General features: G+C 46.3%; 14 protein-coding genes. 9 read left to right on the plus strand and 5 right to left on the minus strand.

Annotated elements, in window-relative coordinates; all coding sequences use genetic code 11:
- Positions 1-130: 130 nt before the first annotated feature.
- The gene (locus M1D70_RS16220; protein ID WP_456287310.1) at positions 131-727 is read right to left on the minus strand and encodes a TetR/AcrR family transcriptional regulator; all 597 of its coding nucleotides are present in this window, start codon (positions 725-727) and stop codon (positions 131-133) included.
- A 324-nt stretch (positions 728-1,051) separates the two neighbouring features.
- Between M1D70_RS16220 and M1D70_RS16225 the strand changes: the two genes are divergently transcribed.
- The 3 genes from M1D70_RS16225 to M1D70_RS16235 all read left to right on the plus strand — a co-directional run bounded on the left by M1D70_RS16225 (position 1,052) and on the right by M1D70_RS16235 (position 6,949).
- Entirely contained in the window at positions 1,052-1,933 is an 882-nt protein-coding gene (locus tag M1D70_RS16225; RefSeq protein WP_009590089.1) for an ABC transporter ATP-binding protein, read from the plus strand.
- 23 nt (positions 1,934-1,956) lie between these two features.
- Positions 1,957-3,570, plus strand: coding sequence for an ABC transporter permease (locus M1D70_RS16230; protein ID WP_456287311.1), 1,614 nt, complete (start codon positions 1,957-1,959; stop codon positions 3,568-3,570).
- Between the two features lie 298 nt (positions 3,571-3,868).
- Entirely contained in the window at positions 3,869-6,949 is a 3,081-nt protein-coding gene (locus M1D70_RS16235; protein WP_456287312.1) for an FIMAH domain-containing protein, read from the plus strand.
- A gap of 113 nt (positions 6,950-7,062) precedes the next feature.
- Here M1D70_RS16235 and M1D70_RS16240 read toward each other — a convergent pair whose 3' ends face one another.
- The 3 genes from M1D70_RS16240 to M1D70_RS16250 all read right to left on the minus strand — a co-directional run bounded on the left by M1D70_RS16240 (position 7,063) and on the right by M1D70_RS16250 (position 12,769).
- Entirely contained in the window at positions 7,063-8,856 is a 1,794-nt protein-coding gene (locus M1D70_RS16240; protein WP_456287313.1) for a S41 family peptidase, read from the minus strand.
- A gap of 746 nt (positions 8,857-9,602) precedes the next feature.
- Positions 9,603-11,027: a response regulator transcription factor gene (locus M1D70_RS16245; RefSeq protein ID WP_009590474.1), complete on the minus strand. Its 1,425-nt coding sequence runs from the start codon at positions 11,025-11,027 to the stop codon at positions 9,603-9,605.
- Complete coding sequence (locus M1D70_RS16250; RefSeq protein ID WP_009590491.1) at positions 11,024-12,769, minus strand: sensor histidine kinase; 1,746 nt, start codon at positions 12,767-12,769, stop codon at positions 11,024-11,026. Before M1D70_RS16250 ends, M1D70_RS16245 begins: the two co-directional genes overlap by 4 nt.
- Positions 12,770-13,133: 364 nt before the next feature.
- Between M1D70_RS16250 and M1D70_RS16255 the strand changes: the two genes are divergently transcribed.
- The 4 genes from M1D70_RS16255 (at position 13,134) to M1D70_RS16270 (ending at position 17,585) form a co-directional block, all read left to right on the plus strand.
- Positions 13,134-14,834 carry an extracellular solute-binding protein gene (locus M1D70_RS16255; RefSeq protein ID WP_009590499.1) on the plus strand — a complete coding sequence of 567 codons (1,701 nt, stop codon included), beginning with the start codon at positions 13,134-13,136 and terminating at the stop codon, positions 14,832-14,834.
- 97 nt (positions 14,835-14,931) lie between these two features.
- Positions 14,932-15,822 (plus strand): ABC transporter permease, encoded by an 891-nt coding sequence (locus M1D70_RS16260; protein WP_009590468.1) that lies wholly within the window; start codon positions 14,932-14,934, stop codon positions 15,820-15,822.
- Positions 15,823-15,887: 65 nt separating this feature from the next.
- Positions 15,888-16,778, plus strand: a complete 891-nt coding sequence (locus tag M1D70_RS16265; protein ID WP_009590485.1) for a carbohydrate ABC transporter permease — start codon at positions 15,888-15,890, stop codon at positions 16,776-16,778.
- A 420-nt stretch (positions 16,779-17,198) separates the two neighbouring features.
- Positions 17,199-17,585 carry a hypothetical protein gene (locus M1D70_RS16270; RefSeq protein ID WP_009590498.1) on the plus strand — a complete coding sequence of 129 codons (387 nt, stop codon included), beginning with the start codon at positions 17,199-17,201 and terminating at the stop codon, positions 17,583-17,585.
- Positions 17,586-17,758: 173 nt separating this feature from the next.
- Here M1D70_RS16270 and rarD read toward each other — a convergent pair whose 3' ends face one another.
- Complete coding sequence (gene rarD / locus M1D70_RS16275) at positions 17,759-18,637, minus strand: EamA family transporter RarD (protein WP_009590489.1); 879 nt, start codon at positions 18,635-18,637, stop codon at positions 17,759-17,761.
- A gap of 644 nt (positions 18,638-19,281) precedes the next feature.
- On the opposite strand from rarD, the gene rsgA reads away from it, so the two are divergent.
- Both rsgA and M1D70_RS16285 read left to right on the plus strand, forming a co-directional pair.
- Positions 19,282-19,650: a GTPase RsgA gene (gene rsgA / locus M1D70_RS16280; RefSeq protein ID WP_456287314.1), complete on the plus strand. Its 369-nt coding sequence runs from the start codon at positions 19,282-19,284 to the stop codon at positions 19,648-19,650.
- Between the two features lie 316 nt (positions 19,651-19,966).
- Positions 19,967-20,983 (plus strand): phosphotransferase, encoded by a 1,017-nt coding sequence (locus M1D70_RS16285; protein WP_036671446.1) that lies wholly within the window; start codon positions 19,967-19,969, stop codon positions 20,981-20,983.
- Positions 20,984-20,999 lie beyond the last annotated feature (16 nt).

The following is a 20,999-nucleotide window of genomic DNA, read 5'->3' on the forward strand; positions in this document are numbered from 1 at the left end:
TGTTTCAGTAGTGAATATAGCAGCAGAGAATCGACCTGCAGGTCGATTCTTTGCTCTATCACGATCGATGGTACGGTCCACCGTTAATGATCTCAAACGATCCTGCCCTTACTCTCTCATTCTTCTACCTTTATTTGCTTGGCGCAATCCCTTTTACCAGCAATTCCGTCCACTGGGCGGTATAAGGGAGTATCCTTTGGTAGATATGCGGGCTGGATATCCCTTCAACCAGGGCCTGGAAATATATCAGAAGAAATTCATCCGAATATTTCAGATCAACCTTGCCTTCTTTGCGCCCACGATGAAATAAATCCAACATAAGACTGTAGCTTTCGTTGACGTACTCCTGCATCATCAGTGATAATCCGTTATCGTCCTTCTTCGTAAAATAATCCATTAAATCGAAATAAAACTGCTTGTTGATCTTCTCCAGAAAATGAATTTTGATCTGACTCATGGCAATGATCGTTTCTTCGAAGGGTTTATTATCGGCCATGATTTTTCGGGCATTTTCCCCCATTTGAGTTAAAAAATATTTAAACACCTCATGGATCAGGTTTTCCTTGCTCCCAAAATATTTAAATATCGTCGTTTTACCGACATTGGCATGTCTAGCTATCTCATCCACTGTTACATTTTCTATGCCGGCTTCGGTATTCAACAAGTTAAAAGTTGCCTCAAAGACTTGATTTTTCTTCGCTTGCGTCCGCTTTTCAAAACCATTCATTCCTCATTCCTGCTTTCTGGCTATTATGACTAAAAAAAATTTTTAAAGAGGAATTTAGTTCGTATTTTCCCTTCCTATTTATTATATATCGAAATTATGAATTATCAAACGTATCAGAGTTCTAAATTTAGCTTTATTTGCGTTGACTATGACCATAATCGGGTGTATAACTGAAGTTGTAAATGAACTTTGGTTTAAAACAAAGCATTTTCAGCGAATATATGAACTTTATCTAAATATTTAGTTCGTTATTTATCAAGATGAAGCTTTGCTTTAAACTGGAAAGCACGTTACTAAAACTGGTTAAGAAGGAGTTTTAGTGCTATGACAAACATTGTAAAGGTGCAAGGCTTGCAAAAAAGCTTCGGGAAGTTCAAAGCGTTGCAAGACGTATCATTTACGGTAAATGCCGGGGAAGTTGTCGGATTTATCGGGCCGAACGGCGCGGGGAAATCCACAACAATTCGTACGTTACTTGGGATTATCCGTCGGGATGCCGGGGAAGCGAAGATCTTTGGCAAGGATGTATGGAAAGACAGCCTTGAGATTCATAAACGAATTTCTTATGTTCCTGGGGATGTGGCGCTTTGGGGCAGCTTAACTGGCGGCGAAATCATTGATTTATTTATGAAATTGCATGGCGGCGGAGACAAAAATAAACGCGACTATTTGATTAAACGGTTTGAATTGGATCCGAAGAAGAAAGCCAAGGGCTATTCCAAGGGAAATCGGCAAAAAGTCGGCCTGATTGCGGCTTTGGCCGTTGACTCCGATTTGTATATTTTCGACGAACCGACTTCCGGTCTTGATCCGCTGATGGAAGCCGTCTTCCAGGATGAGGTCGAAAAAATCAAGCTTGCGGGAAAAGCCATCTTACTGTCCTCTCATATTTTGAGCGAAGTGGAACGGTTGGCCGATAAAGTGGTCATCATTCGCCAAGGCAAAGTGGTTGAAACCGGGACATTGGATGAGTTGCGTCACTTAACCCGTTCGACGGTAACGATGGTAACGCAAGACAATGTGGCTATAATGGCATCCGTTAACGGTGTCCATGATTTCAAGCAATCCGGCAATCAAGCGACATTTTCCGCGGATAACGAATGTATCAATGAAATTTTGTCCGAAGCGGCAAAGTTGGGCGTCAAGAAGTTTGAGTCCGTGCCGCCTACGCTGGAAGACTTATTCATGCGTCATTATGAAGTCTAAGGGCGGAAACGGAGGAAATTATAATGCAAGAAAAATTTGCGCGATCGCATGTACTATTCGTCCAATTTCTGAAACGTGATTGGAAAAAAATCATCATCTGGATTTTAGGTTTAGGCTTGTTTTCAGCCGGATTTGTTCCTGCTTTTGAAGAAATCGGCAAGGGGCAAGGTTTGCAAGGAATGTATGAAACCTTGCAAAATCCTGCCATGATTTCCATGGTTGGTCCGACACCGGTTGAGATATCAGCAGATTATACCTTGGGCGCGATGTATGCGCACGAAATGTTGTTATTCTGCGGTTTGTTTGCGATGATTATCGCTGCATTGCATGTAGTAAGCCATACTCGCAAAGAAGAAGATCTTGGGCTTACTGAACTCGTCCGTTCCTTCCAAGTGGGCCGTCAAGCCAACTCGCTTGCGGTAATTGCCGAAGTTCTAGTGATCAATATGATATTAGCGCTTGTGATTGGCGGAATGATGACTAGCTATGGAGCAGATACGATTTCGGCCGAAGGAGCCTTTTTGTTTGGCGCATCCATCGGGATGGCCGGGATCTTGGGCGCCGTGATTGCCTTAGTCATGGCACAAATAATGCCGACTTCATCCGGTGCAACCGGTTCATCACTCGGAATTATAGGCTTGCTTTATATTTTTCGCGCCGGTACGGATGTGTCGAATCCTGATCTCTCCATGATCAATCCGATGGGTTGGACGTATCTAACCTATCCTTTTACGGAAAACCATTGGCTCCCCCTGATTGTGGCGATAGTCTTCAGCGTCATAGTCGTGATCATCGCTTTTGCCCTTGAAGGCCGCCGAGATATGGGAGCCGGTTATTTGCCCGAACGTGAAGGACGGGAATCGGCAAAAAAATCGTTGCTGTCCGTATCCGGCCTGTTTACGAAGTTGAATAGAGGCGTAATGATCAGCTGGTTGATTGCTTTCGTCATCATGGGAGCAGCCTATGGTTCGATTTATGGAGATATGCGAACATTCCTTGAAAGCAATGAAATCATGAATCAAATGTTTGCTATATCCGGCGTTTCCATAGAAGCAGCCTTTACCGGGACCATAATCATGGTCATGATGGGATTGGTTTCCATTTTGCCGATTGCGATCGTAAACAAATTATTCACGGAAGAAACGCGGCGGCATTTAAGCCAGCTTTATGCTACAAAAGTGACGCGAGCTCAGCTCTATTGGATTACTGTCATATTGGCCAACGTTGCTGGAATCGTGGGTATTTTGCTCGCTTCAAGCGGTCTTGGCGGGACAGCCATTGCTGCCATGGGTGACGGCTCGCCCATGAATATGGGGGATTTTCTCGTCGCTGGTTATAACTTCCTGCCCTCCGTGTTGTTTTTTACGGGACTTGCCGCTTTGGCTTTAGGTTGGACACCAAGACTAGGCAAAGGCGTATATGCTTACCTCGGCTATTCCTTTGCTCTAAACTACTTTGGCGGCATTTTGGAGTTGCCGGAATGGTTCTCGAAAACAGCCGTTCAAAGCTGGATTCCACGGATGCCGGTAGATCCGTTTGATGCTGCAACGTTTATTGCAATCACAGCAATCGGTATTGCCTTCATGGTTTTGGGCTTTGTGGGATATCGCAAACGGGATATGATTGAAGGAGCTTAACCGATAAATAAACTGATCTCATACTTTGATACAAATCGAACAGAAAACGGGCTGAATCCTGCATTTTCAGCCCGTTTTTTTTACGCATTTACGAAGTTTATCCAGATGTGTTTAGCCGCCACTCCCTGTTGGGAGAGTATAGGGACAGCATATTTATAGAGAATTTAAAGACATTGACATTATATATGGCCCCTCATATAATCTATTTACATTTTTACCACTATTGAACCAGAAAGGAGAAAGCAAACAACAAAATCAAATAGCTTATCGAAATTCACCACATAAAAGGAGGAAATTCATGAATTCCTGGATTAAAAAAACGGCCATCCTGTTCACTTATTCCTTAACTTTAAGTTCACTTGTACCTCTCGCTTCTGGATCTGCCCAGAGCTCCACCATGATGGTCTCCAATTCCTCTCCCGTCATTAACAACGCGGGCTTTGAAACCTTGGGAAGTGGTACTGAAATACCGGGCTGGACCTATTATTGGTCACCGCTGACTGATGAATATTCCATCTCGATCACAGATTCCAAAAGCTATGAGGGAAACTACGCTTTAAAGATGGTCGATGGAGGGCCAAAGTCACTGGGGTTAATCAGTTCTTCTTTTCCGGTCACGGAAGGAAGCCGTTATGTCACCTCCGTGAAAACCTGGCTGGAACAGGGCTCGGTGGCGATGATTGTATATTACTACGATGCCGATAATAAGGAAATCAGCAACAGCCGCTCCTCCCTCTCCTCCGTAAGCAGCGATTGGTTGGATTTTTCGCATGAAAGCGTCGCGCCAGCCGGTGCCGTTACAGCCAAGATTATGCTGTACTCCGGTACTGCCGGCTACAGTACCGCCTATTTCGACCATATGACCGTGTCCGCATCCACTGCAGCAGATATCCCCGTTGCCTTCGGGGATCCGATTGATCTGGGGGCAGCGACGAAAACGGTCAAAACCAGCGGGGCCGCCATGGCGAATGGCGAGGTTTACTTTGCAACGAATGGAACGCCTTCGACCTTCTATGCTCTGGATGCCGCAACCGGCGAAGTCATCTATTCCTCTCCGGTCCATGGCGTGAACACGGTATACGGTGTAGCAGCCGGTTCCGACGGCAATGTTTACATATCCGGCGTGGAGAACGGAATGCTGTATCGTTATTCCCCTGCCGCAAAAACATTGGAGTCTGTAGGCGTCAATCCATCTGAAAAGCTGGTCTGGGATTTGGCAGCCACCTCGGACGGCAAAATTTACGGAGCCACGTACCCAAACTCCAAAATCTTCGAGTATGATATTGCCTCCAATCAATTCCGTGATCTCGGAAGTGTTCGTGAGGACGTCATGTACGCTCGAGGAATCGGTGTGACCGAGCAGTATATCTATGTCGGGGTGGGAAACCCTGCTTATTTATACAAGATTGATCGTCATACAGGTGAACAATCTGAAGTCAAGCTCCCGAACTCAGGAGCCAATGACATGATCGCCGACATCTGGTCGTATAATGGAAAGCTGTTCGTACGGTCCGGTGCTACTACCCTGTTTATTTTGGATGAAGAAACCGAAGAAGTGCTTCAATCTCTCCCTTGGCCTTCTCCAACCCGTTTTGACAGTATGATCTCCCCTCCTTCCCCACTGGACAGAGATCTGGTGTATTTCCGGAATGTAGTTAACAGTGAACTAGTCACCTATAATACGGCAACCAATGAAATCATCCCTTTAGAGGGTGTCGTTCTGCCAAATTCAACGGTGCGGGCCTATGATTGGGTTACTCCTCAAACCGGGCATAAAGCCGGCAAAACCTTGCTGGCCATGGTAACAGAAAAGCTGGAATACGTATTATTTGATCCTGAAGATCGGTCTGTCGAAACCATTATGCCTGAAATTGAAGCGGAAGGCATTGATATTCAGAGCATGGAGATGGGGCCGGAAGGGAAACTGTATATGGGAGGCTTCCATACAGCCTTATCCATCTTTAATCCAGTTTCCAATGCGTATGAACTACAGGAACGTGTCTTTCCTCAAATCGAAGGGATCGGCTTTTTAAACGACAAAGTATATTTCGGCACTTATGGGGGCGCTGTCATCTATAGATATGATCCCTCTCAGCCATACAAGAAAGACGTCAATCCTTCGCTCGCATTCAATATTGAGGATGGTCAGAGCAGGCCGTTCGCTTTCGCATCAGGCGACGATCAGCTGTTCATCGGAACGATCGCCGATTATGGTCTCGTTAAAGGGGCATTGACCATGTATGATGAACCAACCGATACTTGGACCACCATTCCGGATATTGTGGAGAATCAAAGCGTGATGTCCGTTGCCTATAAAGACGGTCTGGTCTATGGAGGAACAACGATCCATGGTGGCGGAGGCTCGACCCCCGCAGCTTCGGAAGCCAAAATGTTTATTTTTGATCCCAAAACCAAAAGCAAAGTCAAGGAGTTCTCTCCTGCGATCCCCGGCATGACATCCCACCAGCTGATCGGTGACCTGAAGGAAGGGCCAGACGGGCTTTTATGGGGTGTGACTTGGGGGAAAACAGCTTCAGGAACCACCGTATATTCGGTCTTCGCCATGGACGCAGTAACACAGGTGATCAAAAAGAGCAGGCTGTTATATCCGAATACCCCGTCCGGAAGTACATGGAGACCTTATTTTCTCCGTTTTGGCGACGATGGTCTGCTCTACACCACGGTCGGTCGTACTCTAACGGTGATCAATCCGGAAACAATGGATTCCAAAAAAATAGCGGACAGCGTCAACCTCATGACCTTGGCAGAAGATGGCGGAATTTATTATGCGGAAGGCTCCCATCTCAAGAAGCTGCCAATTGCCTTAAAAGAAGTCGCATTGAATTTGGATGAATCGTTACTCACTGTTGGAGATCAGGCACAGCTTATGCTGAGCGGAACCCTGTTTAATGGAAAATCCGCAGACTTGGCCCAAGCTTCGATCAACTACAAGAGCTCTGACGAAGGCATCATCACCGTTTCCGATTCTGGTACCATACAAGCTGTCGGTGCCGGGAGGGCAGAACTACAGGCCACGGTTGTTTTGAACGGTATCACCGTGCTCTCCAACTTGGTAGTGGTTGAAGTCAATGCAACTGCGGAACAATTATCAGAGAAACTTCAACAGGAATTCAATCTTCGACTGGCTTCGGGCGAGATTCTTAAGCCGCTCGCGAATCAATTGGCGAACAGCCTGAAGCAGACCGAACATCAATTGCTCAAAAAACACACGACTCAGGCCATCCACCATCTTGAGAAATTCACCCGAGATCTTGCGGATCCGAAAATGAATGCCTATATCGTTCCGGCAGCCAAAGAGGCATTGCTGCTCCAGGCTGCGGACCTGCTGAATATCTTAAATCAACAATTGGACAGCTGAAAATCGATGCTAGAGATTAGCCTAAACAGCGTGTACCTATCGGTACACGCTGTTTGCGTGGATGAATCATTACCTTTAGGCTCCATGCATGTAGCCATTTGCCTCGCCTTAGTTTAATCACCATCTTTAATTATTTCTACGGCTTTCTCAACATACTCGTCCCCACCTTCCATCATTCCTTCAATGGTTGGATCAAGACGAATATCAGGCTGCACTCCTATTCTTTGCGTTGGTTTTTTATCTGGATAAAATACACCAATTCCACTTATGCCAGTTTTTATATTTCCTGGAAGAGTAATATTAAATACATTGCCATCCGCTCCAGCAGTTGGCCTCCCAAGAACTATTGAATTTTCTGTTTTTCTAAGCAACATCGTTGTAAACTCACCGTTACTAATCGTATGTTCATTGATTAGAATCACAATTTTCCCTTTAAAAACCTCGTCATCTGTCCGTTGAGGCTTCCCTGAGGTAAGAGGTTCAAAATAATATTCACCTGGTACTGCACGATTAGGAAGTGATACTTTGGCAAACTCTTCCTCAGAAGGGATCAGATATTGGGCCAATTTATAGTCAACTGAGCTAGAAGGGTAGTTTCTAAGATCAACAATCAGACCTTTAGTGTCCCACCATTTTTTCATGATGCTATCAATCTCGCCATCTTCCAACAGACCGGCATTAATATAGTAGATCTCTCCGTTCTCCATTGCTTGTGATTTCGTATAAACAAAGTAATTATTCTCTTCTAGGCTGCTCGTCGCACTTATGTTCATTGTTTTTCCCTGTCGAATGACAGTAACGTCCATATTCTTTTGATGAGTTCGGAATATTGCATTATAGACATGTCCTGACGTGTCTTCTCGTGATTGTGAGATGTATTTTCTTCTATCTTCTAATAATTCATCAATATTATTATCACCTACTTTTAGTACAATGTCTCCGACCTCAAGTCCACATTTGTTATGGACTGTACTTATAACAATCTGATTGTTAATTTCAACAAAGTTTACGGGAAGCCGATACGTTCCAAAATACTCAGTAATGGACTCTCTATTTTTGCCACTCAAATAAACATGAGAATCGTGTACTCTAGTTGTTAGTTCTGCTAATGTCATGAAATAGGAATGATAATCAGATCCATCTATCATTTTAGGAATAAAATCTATAAGCACTTGATCCCAATCCTCTTCGATGACATCTTTATAAGGAAAATAGTATTCGATAATATTCCAATAGCGGAATAAACCAAGCAACCTGTAGCCCGTGTCATCAAATTTCATATTAGTATAAGCGTTTTCATTATGCATAATCCCTAAGGGTGATTCATCATTAAAGCTAACGTATGCATTTTTTCGTTCTGAAATGTTAGAATCTAAAATTTTTGATAATTCAAGACTCAGATCTGTTCCAAGATATTCCTCATCCTTGGACCAATCTGTGGTTGGACTGATTTGTATGGAATCATCGGAAAACTGGTATTGCTGTTCAAGATCCCCGGAAATGCTCTCATTACCTAACGTATGAACCCACTCATAGAGGATTGAGTTCACATCCGAATTTTCATCTATAATAGAAGGCATCACACGAAAAAGCTCATAATCCCAATTTATTTCCCCAGATACAACCTTAGGATGGTAATATTTCACCAATCCCCATACCTTACTGAGCTTAGCGATATCCTCGATCTTCTGTTCAGAAAGGCTGGAAAATTTCATTCCACTTCCTTGGTCGTACTCCTGCCCCTGCTTCTGCTCTTTCACTTGCTCTTTCACTTGCTCTTTCACTTGCTCTTTCACTTGCTCAAGCTGATGAGCCTCCTGTGATGCAAAACATCCTGCAGTAATGAGGATAAACAATACACTGATAAATACAAAGAACATCCGGTCTCTTCTTTTTTTTAGTATCACCTTTTTCCACCTTTCAGCTCAATAATTTATCTCTTTATCATTCTCGCAAATCTAGGACCTGCTTCGCCTTTCTAACACATGGAATGTTAATATATTACATATTATATAAACTATCCCTCAAAATCTCTAGTGCAAATAAAAAGCCCAGCCTATATATTCTCCTAGGCTGGGGTGTATGTTGATCCGATAGATTACTAATCCTTCCTCAACATTGCTGAAGCCTTTGCCGGAGTAACCTTCAACGAATTCCCTTCCCCCTTCAAAGATATCGCTGTAGCGTTTGTAAAAATGGGGGGCTATTATATTTATCATATTTGATAAAATTGTACACGACATAGATAAGCCACCTGGTTCCTTTCCAAGTGGCTTATTGATCTTGCTACATATTTGATTTTTTTCTTTTTATTCCTTGGAAAATCAGCATGAACGCCATTAAGAAGAATAAAGTATTGACTGAACTTAGAGGCTGTTTTCCTAAAAAATCCTTAATTATAAGATATGATTGGATAACCAAGATAATCGATGCATATAGAAAATACATATTGGATTTGTCTTTAAATTTCCGGCCAAGTAGCTTAATTATCATTGTAAATGCAATAGCATAGATAGTGATGATCCCAACAAAAATAAAAGCTAAGATTGATAAGTTCATAATATCAATCCCTTCCATTTATTGATAATTACATTTTATCACAGTTATTGTTTGTAACAAAATAATTTTAGTATTTCAGGAGTTTAACTAGTGCCTACCTCGCCTTATACCGCTGTCTATATTCGCTCGGCAGCATGCCTGTCTGCTCTCGAAAAGTTCTGCTGAAATATTTCTCATCCTCGTATCCGGTTTGCTTGGCAATCCAGACAATTGGCCTGGCCGTCTGTTCCAGGTATTCCCTCGCCTTATCGATCCGTACCTTGCGCAGATATTCATTGAAGGAATAGCCAACGATTTCTTTGAAACATTGATAGAAGTAGCTTCGGCTCAGATTGACCCGCTTCGCGACATCGATAGCGAATAACGGAAACTCAAGTTCGTCGTGCACGATTTTGACCGCCGTCATAATGCTGCCGCTCACTTCGGGGCTCAACTGCAGGCTGCCTGACAGCGTTATCCCATTTTCCCTGAATTGTTTCAGCCAGTCCGCAACCTCCCGCCAGCACGTAAATGTATCAGGCATCTTGATATCATCAGGTTGTATCGCTCTATAAAGCCGGTTCCAGTCAACCATACAGCCATAGATCCATTGCATTAGCTTGGAGACGGGTATACGCAGTTTTTTCAATCGACTACAAAGCTTATCAAAGGCTTCATCGTCATGGACCCAGGTGAAGGCGTGCAGTAATTCCTTCACAGTGGCGGTCTCTTCTTCTCCCGGTTCAGGAAGTTCCGCCGTCAGCTCCATGACAGACTTCTCGATCGGATAGGGCTCATTGCCGTCACAGTCGTAGAAAAAATCTCTGCTCCTGTAGGCCCGTATTCGTTGAAGCAGCTCGGATGGAGATAAATCGGCTGTATGCCGTAGTCGTACCATATGCCATCCGGTGCTGCGCGTTCCGTCTGGAATCGGCGGCAACGGGTCTTCATCGTCATTGCCATGAGACTGAACCTCCTTGGAAAGATCCGTCAGCCACATCAGAACGGATCCATCCGCTTCGGCTATCCAGCCCAATGAAACGCAATCCGCTACCATTCTGCTTGTTAATGGCTCATCCGGGTACGTCAATAGCGCATAGGCCGTATCGCAAGAACAAGCCGCTACTATCGAATCCGACTCATTCTTGTGCTTCTGCTTCACTTCCACAATGCGGGAGTGAATGCGCTGAAACACTTCTTCGAACTGTTCTTTTTCAAGCTCTACCTTGGCAATGTAATCAATGGCACCCAGTCGAAGCGCTTCCTGGATGTATTCAAAATCCTGATGAAGAGTCAGCACGGCGATCGCGATATTCGGATATTGCTTGCGCACAACCCGAATTAATTCGATGCCCGACATCACCGGCATGGCCAGATCGGTCATTAACAGATCTACCCGATTCGCCTTCAGAAAATCGAGCGCCTTCTCCCCGTTGGCAGCTTCGCCTACAACTCTCATTCCGAACGATTCCCATGGCAAAAAAGACATCAGTCCCTTACGTACAAGCTTGTCGTCGTCTACGATGAGAACATGGATCATTTCGTTAAATTCTCCTCCTCGATTTGTATCGAAATGATGATGCGGGTACCTTTGCCAAGCTCGCTTGTTACCGTAAGACTCGCTTTCCCTTCGTAATGAAATTCTAACATTCGTTTGACATAATTCAGTCCGATTCCCATCCCCACTCGATGGCGCTCAGTCTGTTCCTGCTCAAGCAATGCCTCAATCTTTTCCTCAGAGATCCCCCCACCGTTATCTCGAATTTCGATCTCAAGTCTGTCATTCTTTCTAACCACCACCTCGATTCTGCCGTTATCATCGAGCCCGTGATACAGCGAATTTTCAACCAACGGCTGCAGAATGAATCTAGGAACCGTCACTTCGAGTAATGCGTCGTCCACGTGAATATTGACATCGAACTGAAAATTGTATCGAATCTGCTGGAGAATGAGATATTGCTTCAGTGAATCAATCTCATCTCTGATGGTCGCGACACTGTTGCCTTTGCGGAGATTGTAGTAAAGCAGTTTGTTTAACGAAGTGACAAGCCTGTCGATCTCCTCCTGACCGTTCATAACGGCTAGCCAGTGCGCGGTATCTAGCGTATTCATCAGAAAATGCGGATTAATCTGATACTGCAGCTTCTCGATCTCCAGATCCGCTCTGCGCTTCTCCTTGGCCTTGACTTCAGAATACAGCTGCGTAATCTGAACCTTCATATGTTGAAATTGGTTTAACACCATCTCAAATTCCGGGATGCGCGATTGCGTGGCAGCCGCATTAAAATTGCTGCCCGCAATCGATTTGATCTCCTTATTAAAGCGCGACAGCGGCCGGTACACCATTTTCCATAGAAGCCAGCCAATCGACAGACTAACTACAGCGAACAGCAGCGCCAGCCCCAGCATCTGTATCATCCAGCGATTTTTCTCGCGGTTGTAGTCGGATTTAGCAATAAGCGAGACCACACTCCAGCCCTGATTGCTGACTTGTCGATACCAATAATAGTCGGACGTAATACCTGTCACCAGGGAAGGCGCTAGAGAGTCCGAAAAAAATGAATTTTCAGGAAAGATATCTTGAAGCTCGCTGTATGAAATTCTTCCGTTGTTGTCCAGTATTAAATGATTGGTATGCTTGCTGACTTCATCCAAATCAAGAATGCTCTGCGTCAGCTTGAAACCGGACTCAATGTAGACATAGGCATCCTCCCTCTCCGGCAAATCAACCTTTCTCAAGGCGGAAAGCACATACTGATTGTTGAATCGATCTTTACTGATATGCGGTCCAAAATAGGTGATGCCATAATACGCTGCTAGGATGGGAAGGTCATCGATATCGAATGGCTGTTTCATGCCTGTATTCTCAAAAAGAGTGGTCTGATCGTCGCGTAGATAATACAGCGTTAATCCGACATTGGGATTGGTGAACGTGATTAGATTCAGCTGGTTTTTGATTTCATCCGTCAGATAACTCCGATCATACGGCTGCTTCGCCATCAAAAACTTCTCAAGCTGCCTACCGACGTTCCCCTTAAAGGTCAGTTGTTGGGAAACGTGATTCAGGTTGTCCAGCGTGTTCTCAAGCGACAATCGGACCTGCTTTAAATTGCTTTGAATGCCGGATTGCAGCTTCGTATTCAGAATGGATGTAATGGTGTTGTATGACAGATAACAGGTGCAGATGAAAGGGATCAATGTTGCTGCGGCAAACAGTAAAAGAATTCGATTTTTCAAGGTCAATCGCTTCAGGCGGGACTTCCAATCCTTTTCCGGTTTCATCGTTTCATCCCCATCGATTATTGGCTCCTCCTCTCTTTGAATCATATGGTCTATGACGTGCATAATCAGAAATAGGCGGGAAAATCTTTCTAGAATATAACACAAATTAAAATGATTATTGAGCAGAGATTTCAATAAATCAGGTGCCAAAGCCGTTATCTTTCAATTGAAAAAATCACGGGTAGACAAATGTCTTCTCCTTAGTGTGTGAAATGTCCAACCACCCGCAACAGCCGTAAATTTTTGTACATATGACCCCCTCATTAAGAAACCACCTTCTATCCTTGAAGGCGGTTTCATTGTGTTACAGTTAAATGGTCCATACGAATAGTTATTCCATTAATCTGAAAGAAGGGGTGTAATTATGAAAAACATGTCAAAAACGTTAGCGCTGTTACTGGCCTGTTTTCTCGTTCTAGCAGCTTGCAGCAATACAACGAATAACACGCCGGCTGCACCGGAGAAAAGCGCGGAGTCAAGCGAACCCGCCGATCCATTTGGCCGCTACGAAGAACCTGTCCAGATCAGCATCAGTATTGAAATCGATCCCACCGATAATGAATTGCCTCCTGGCGACACGCCGCTCAACAATCAATACACTCGTCAGATTAAGGAAGCGCTTAATGTGGACGTCGATCATCAATTTGCTGCCTCTGGGCAGAATCTTCGTCAGAGAATTAGTCTCGCTATTGCAAGTAACGATTTGCCGGATGCTATGGTCGTCAATGCCGTTGAGCTGCGCCAATTGGTCGAAGCCGACCAAATTGCCGATTTAACGGAGGTGTATGAACAATATGCATCCCCGGATATAAAGACAATCATTGAAAACACCAACGGTGCTGCCTTAGATGCGGTAACATTCGATGGCAAAATGATGGCCCTTCCGGGTGTGCAAGCCAATGCCGATGGCATTCACCTCTTGTGGATCCGGCAGGACTGGCTGGATAAGCTGAACCTTGAACCGCCAACCACGATGGCAGAACTTGAGGAAGTCGCCCGTGCTTTCGTCGAAAAAGATCCTGATGGTAACGGTCAGCGCGATACGATTGGGATCACCGGACCTGAAAGTGGTGGCAAGCTGTATGCGAACTTCCTTGAGTCGAAGAACAATTTATACGGTTTTGACGCAATCTTCTCCGCGCATGACTCCTTCCCTGGATACTGGCTCGAGGGCGAGGATGGCAGCCCTGTATACGGCTCAATCCTGCCGGAGACTCGTGAGGCGTTAGCTAGTTTAAGAGATTTGTATTCCAAGGGACTTATTGATCCAGAGATGGGGGTTCGTAACAAAGCAGATGAGCCCATTATCGCCGGAAAATCCGGAATGTTCTTTGCGCCATGGTGGATGGCTTACGGCCCGCTAACCAATGCCGTAAAAAATGATGCCGAAGCCAATTGGCAGGCTTATGCTCTGCCTTTGAATCAAAATGGCGAATTTAGACCACATGCTGCTACACCTTCTACTGAGTTTGTGGTGGTTCGGAAAGATTACGAGCATCCGGAAGTTCCTATGAAATTGCTAAACAATCTGTTTAAAAACGAGCAAGAGAACACCTTTGACCCGAGCAAAGGCGGTCCTGGTTACTACCCGCTCCGCGTGGTATACGCACCATCCGACGAAATTGAATTTACAGTCAAAGCCCTCCGTGATGTGCTGGCAGGCAATAAAACCGCCGAGGATTTTGCAAATGACAAGGCCTACAAACTGCTGCCTTCGGACATCGCAAGCATCAAGACGATCAAAAACGAGCCTTACGATTCTATGGATCTTTCAACATGGAACCCTGAAGCGAACTGGGGAGCATGGACTCGATCGTACTCCATCATGGTGGGCGGCAGGCCGCTGGTTGATACCGAGTTTGAGGAGGTGCCCAGTCTTCTGTATGAGCAGACACCGTTAATGGAGAGCCGTTGGGTGAATCTGCGCAAGTTAGAGGACGAAACTTTCCTGCGCATCATCATGGGTGCTGCTCCACTGGAGACATTCGACTCCTTCGTCGAGAACTGGAAACGTCAAGGCGGCGACCAGATTACCCAGGAGGTTAAGGACGCGCTTGCGCAGTGATCTTAAGGCATACTAAGAACCACATAGCCAGAGCTCCCGGCACCCGTCAGGAGCTCTGGAACACTCGATGCAAGATTCGGGGGAAGGGAGTGCTGTCATGCGTATGAAAGGCTTCGCCAAACATTATTATCTGATGCTGATCCCGGGATTTCTATGGCTGTTCGTCTTCAGCATCGTTCCAATGTTCGGCATCATCATTTCGTTCCAATATTTTAATCCAGGCAAAGGTATCCTGGGCTCGGATTGGGCAGGGCTTGAGCACTTCAAATATATGTTATTGCTGAAGGATACACAGGAAGTCTTCAGCAATACGCTTGTCATCGCGTCCATGAAGATTGTCGCCAATCTGATTGCGCCACTGTTGTTTGCACTCATGCTCAATGAACTGCGTCTGATGATTCTTAGACGCTGGATTCAGACTATCGTCTATCTGCCCCACTTTTTGTCTTGGGTTATTCTGGGGGGCATTGTACTCGATCTGTTCTCCTATAACGGACCCGTCAATCAACTGACTGCATTGTTCGGATTCCAGCCCAAACTGTTCTTTGCCGATTCCCAGCTGTTTCCGTTCCTCGTTGTCGGCAGTGACGTCTGGAAGGAATTCGGTTTTGGCACCATTATCTATCTTGCCGCGCTTACCGGGATCAACCCGGCACTGTACGAAGCTGCCAACATCGATGGAGCAGGACGCTGGAGAAGTCTCTGGCATATCACGCTGCCCGGGATCCGCACGACAGCAGTATTGCTCACGGTTCTCAGCTTGGGTAATGTGCTTAACGCGGGCTTTGACCAGATCTTCAATCTGTACAACCCGCTCGTCTATTCTACAGGTGATATTATTGATACCTGGGTCTATCGAACAGGTTTGCTTAACCTGCAATATGAACTTGCGACCGCCGTCGGCCTGCTGAAGTCCGTTGTGGGTTTCCTGCTGATATCCGTCTCGTATTATCTGGCTTACCGTTTTGTTAACTATCGCATATTCTAAGGATTCATCCTGTTGCAAAGCTATATAAACCCATCCCATTCCAACTAGAGTAGGAGGTGCTGACCGTGGTCAGAGACCGGACGTTCGGCAACCGTGTGACGGATATTATACTAATTGTTGTCCTGATAGGCATTACTTTGTCATGCATCCTGCCGATCTGGTACACCCTCTCCCTTTCGCTTAGCTCCAACTCTGCCGCTGCGGCCGGTAAGGTCTGGCTATGGCCGGTCGATTTCAATCTCAACGCATACGCCCAGATTCTTAATGACCAACAGTTCTTCCGGTCCTTCTGGATCTCGACCCAGCGAGTGCTGTTGGGGGTTATGCTCAATTTTATCATGGTTGTGCTCATGTCTTACCCGCTCTCGCGGACAGCGAGAGAGTTCAAGGGACGCAATGTGTTCATGTGGATTCTCATTTTCACGATGTTGTTCAACGGCGGTCTGATCCCGCTGTATCTGACGGTCAAAGAGCTCAACATGCTGAACAGCATCTGGGCACTTGTCCTGGTCGGCGGTGCGCAGACACTCGTCTTCAACGTCATCCTCACGATGAACTTCTTCCGCAACCTGCCCAAAGAGCTGGACGAAGCCGCCCTTGTCGACGGCGCGGGACCATGGTACATCCTGTACAAGATCTATATCCCGCTGGCCGTGCCGGTGCTGGCGACCGTCTCGCTGTTCAGTATCGTGTATCACTGGAATGAATTCTTGTACGGTCTGATCTTCATGTCCCGTGAGCAGTTCTATCCACTCCAAACGTATATCCAGCAGCTTGTCGTCTCGGTCGATCCATCGACGATGTCCGAGGATCAGTACCGTCGCTTGTCTGAGTTATCCAACCGGACACTCGATGCCGCCAAGATCTTCATCGCCATGCTGCCTGTCCTCATCGTCTATCCGTTCCTCCAGCGCTTCTTCATTCACGGAATTACGCTGGGTTCGGTTAAAGAGTAGCTCCCCCACCCATGAAACAGCTTTCAGAGATCCGTGCCATTTTCTTTACATTAATATAAAAATATACTGAAAACAGGCGCAGGGAGTACGAATCCTTCCTCCCATCGCATGTGCATTGTTTATCCTATGTATAGACAACCTCATTAATTGGTTGTCTTTTTTTAATTCTACAAATATCCCCTTAATGGCTGACCTTCGAATGGTAGTTTTTCATAAAGATTTCAAACAGACGAAATTTCACGTAAAACACAATGTATCGTCATAAGTTCACAACATGAATTTGTTATTTTATAACGGTAAACAAGAACGCTACGGATTAGAAATTCAGAAATGAACATTAGGCCGCCCCATCCGCTTTCGAGAAAATCAAGAATTTTGGTCCTCACATCGTTCCATCACACCAGAAAGGAATTGTTTATAATGAAAACGATCGATATCATGAAAGAAAATTTGATGTTTATTCTTGGACTTGGCGCATTAGCTCTAGTGAGACCCATAATGAAGATGACGGGGATCATGGATCTGATCGGACAACAATTCGGCAGCATTCTCATGACGATCCTTATCTCCTTAGCTTGGCTGGTTATCGTATTAATTAAGAAACCCGCTTCTCCAGTGGTCATTCTTATTTTTGCGGGTATGAGTTATGCCTTATATGCCGTCATCCTTAGCGGCATAGTCTCTCCGCTTCTTGATGGAAAATTACAAGGTCCATTAACTAATCCGTTTGCTCTTGTAAGTGTCTTTGCTATAAATGCGATTTGGGGATTCATCGTTGGATTCATTGCCAAAACACTTCGTCGTTAACGTCTGATATAACTGATATCTCTTCCCGCCATCTCTCGAATCCTTGACAATGTAATTATCATCGGCGCAGACGTCAGCAACTTCAGAGAAACGGAATATGTAACGGAAAACGGCCATCTCCGCCCCTATCGGACGAAAATGGCCGTTATGTCTGTACCTTGGCGCCCTTACCGTCAGCTCGCCTTCGCGAGTTTCGTGCTGCGAACCGATGCCACAGCGTATACAACGAGCGCTGTCCAGATGAGCGCGAAGCCGATAAGCAGAACCGGCGAGACCGATTCCTTGAACACGAATATGCTCAGTAACAGCATGATCGTCGGCCCGATGTATTGTACGAAGCCGAGCGTGGATAGCGCCATCCGGGCCGCCGCCCGCGCAAAGAAGAGCAGCGGCAGCGCCGTTACCACGCCGGAAAGAAGCAGCTCGACGAACACCGGCGCAGGCAGCGTCCATGCCGTCGTCTTGCCCACGGCAGCCAAATAGATCCAGTAACCGAGCGCAACGGGCAGGATTACAGCCGTCTCCGACAACAAGCCTACAGAAGCGTCCTGCACGATCTTTTTCTTCGCGAGGCCGTACAAGCCAAACGATACGGCCAACGAGATCGCGACCCACGGGAACCGCCCGTAGTCGATGGCGATGATGAGCACCGCGGCACCAGCGATGGCAATCCCGAGCCATTGGCCGCGGTTAGGCTTTTCACGAAGGAAGACGACCGCTAACAGTACGTTCAGCAACGGATTCAAATAATAGCCGAGACTTGTCTCGACAACATGGCCGTTGTTGACCGCCCAGATGAAAATGAGCCAATTCGCAGCGATCAGCAGTCCGCTGGCGGCGAGCGACAGCAGGAGCGAGCGGCTAGCCGCAACCCGCTTCATGTCTCCCCAGCGTCGCTGGACGGCGACGAGAATACCCATGAAGACGAACGACCAGACAACCCGATGCGACAGAATTTCGCCTGCCGGCACATTTTCAAACAACTTCCAATAAAGCGGGAGAACCCCCCACATGATATACGCGATAATAGCGTTAACCAACCCATTGTTCATTATGATTTCTCCTCTTCTAGCTCCGATGTCTTAACGGATTATACGCCTCGATCCTCGCTTAAGTAAAGCAAATAATTCGTGTCCGATAGCAGACAGTCACGCTCTTGTTCGATTCTAGTTGTATACTGAGCCATCGTTTTCCGTTCGTTCGCAGACCCGATGGAGCAAGCTGGCACATTCTGCGCTGTTAGTCATTGATTATTTTTCCAAAATAGGTTATTTTATAGAAAGCTTAGCGATAAGCTAGTTCCTATCACGAAGGGAGATGTGTTCTAATGGCGACTACTTATATGGTGGTTTGGTCTTAAAACTGAATAGCAGGCATACGGGAATAAAGCGGGACAACGCCCGTATTATTTGGTATGCCATTCAAAGTAACCTTTCGTGAATATTGCTGTTTGCGAGATACGATGAAGGTCGTATCTTTTTTGCGTCCTGATGCCGCGCGACAGCAGCTTCTTTAGAGGCTGCTTGTCCGTGGCATTTTTGCGTCCAAAAAAAACATTAAAGGAGCTATCAAAAAACCATGATGGATTTGAAAACTTATGGCTACACAGAAATAGAAGCAATTCAAGGCGGCTTATTGACTATGTATTTATCCTTTCTTCTCTGAATTGGGATTTCAATGTTACCCTACCCGTATCATGCGGTATCTGACACAAACCAGGCAGAGCGGCGGCCAGCCGGTCATCATTCTGACCAAGGCTGATCTCGCCCCAGATTATAATCTCCTGCTCGCAGAAGTCACACAAATCATCCCCGATGTACCGGTTCACGCGATCTGCAATCATACAGGCCTGGGGATGAACGAACTCGATCCCTACTTGATGCCTGATAAAACGGTCGTCTTTCTCGGCATGTCCGGCGTTGGTAAATCGTCTTTGTTCAATGCGTTGATAGAACAGGACGTAATGAAGGTTCAGGCAATCCGGGAGGTCGACAGCCGGGGACGGCATACGACAACGCACCGTCAGCTGTTCATGCTGCCCTCCGGTACGATGGTCATTCATTGATACGCCGGGTATGCGTGAGCTTGGGATTGATGCAGACGAAGGCCTACACGCAAGCTTTACCGATGTGGAGGCATGGTTCCCGCAGTGCCGATTTACGGATTGCCGCCATCAGGCCGAGCCGGGCTGTGCTGTTCTTGCCGCGCTTGCCGACGGTTCATTGCCGCGTGAACGGTGGGAGCATTATGTGGCCCGGCAGCATGAGAACAAGCATGTCCAGGATAAAACCAGCTACCTCATCGACAAGAGAGCTCGAAACAAAACGAACGCCATGTGGAGCAAGCAAACGAAAAAAAACGGAGGATGGAGGATGGAAGATATGAATATTCAATTCGAAACGCTGATCAATGCCTTGAGCCGACAGTTCAAGAAGGATATCATCTCGGCCGACTGCCAAACCAAGCCGTTACAGGGCGGAACTGTGGGAAATGTGTACCTGGTAACGGGGATCGCCGATACCGCGGATGGCGAAAAATGGCCGTACCGTATCGTGCTCAAAATCCAGCAGAAATGGGAGCGTTACGGCGATCCCGGTTCATGGCGCCGGGAATATGATCTTTATGCGTCTGACTTGGGAGCGACGTTCTCGGATGCCTTCCGCTGGCCGACATGTTATCACGCCGAGATCAATGCCGAGGAAAATGAATTCCAGCTGTGGCTGGAATATATCGATGGCGTAACCGGTTTAGATTTGACCGTTGACATGTATGAACAGGCTGCGCTGGAGTTAGGACGCTATCAAGGCAAGCTGTATGCGGAGCAGCCCGCTGTGCTGCAGAGCCTGACCAACCTGAGCCATGCGGATCTCATGAAGAATACGTATCTCCATTACCGGTCTTGGCCGGTCGTCTACGATTATATACGCTCGGAGAACTGCGATTTCCCGCAGCACGTGCGGCAAATGATCATCGACATCGATGAGCATGCAGACGAGATTCTCGATCGCATCGAAAAATTGCCTCTCGTGCTATGCCACCGGGACTTCTGGGTGACCAACCTGATCTATGCCGACGAGAAAATCGCACTCATTGACTGGGATACATCCGGATGGGGCTACCTGGGCGAGGATCTCGCAAGCCTGATTGCGGATGAAGCGGATATCGATCACATGGTCGAAAACTACCAGCGATGTGTCCCCGCGTATTACAAAGGCTTTTCAGAATATGCGGATGTTCCCCCTATCACCGAACATTGCGTCTACGAGCTGATCCTTCTCGGCTTCGGATACAGGCTTGTGGAGTGGTATCTCCACACAGAGGACGATGACGAAAAGACGAAGCATTTCCATACGCTCCAAAAAATCTATGAAATGAAGACCACCCCTGTACTGGGTTGACTCTAAAAAAAAGAAC

This window comes from Paenibacillus sp. AK002 (assembly GCF_053903045.1).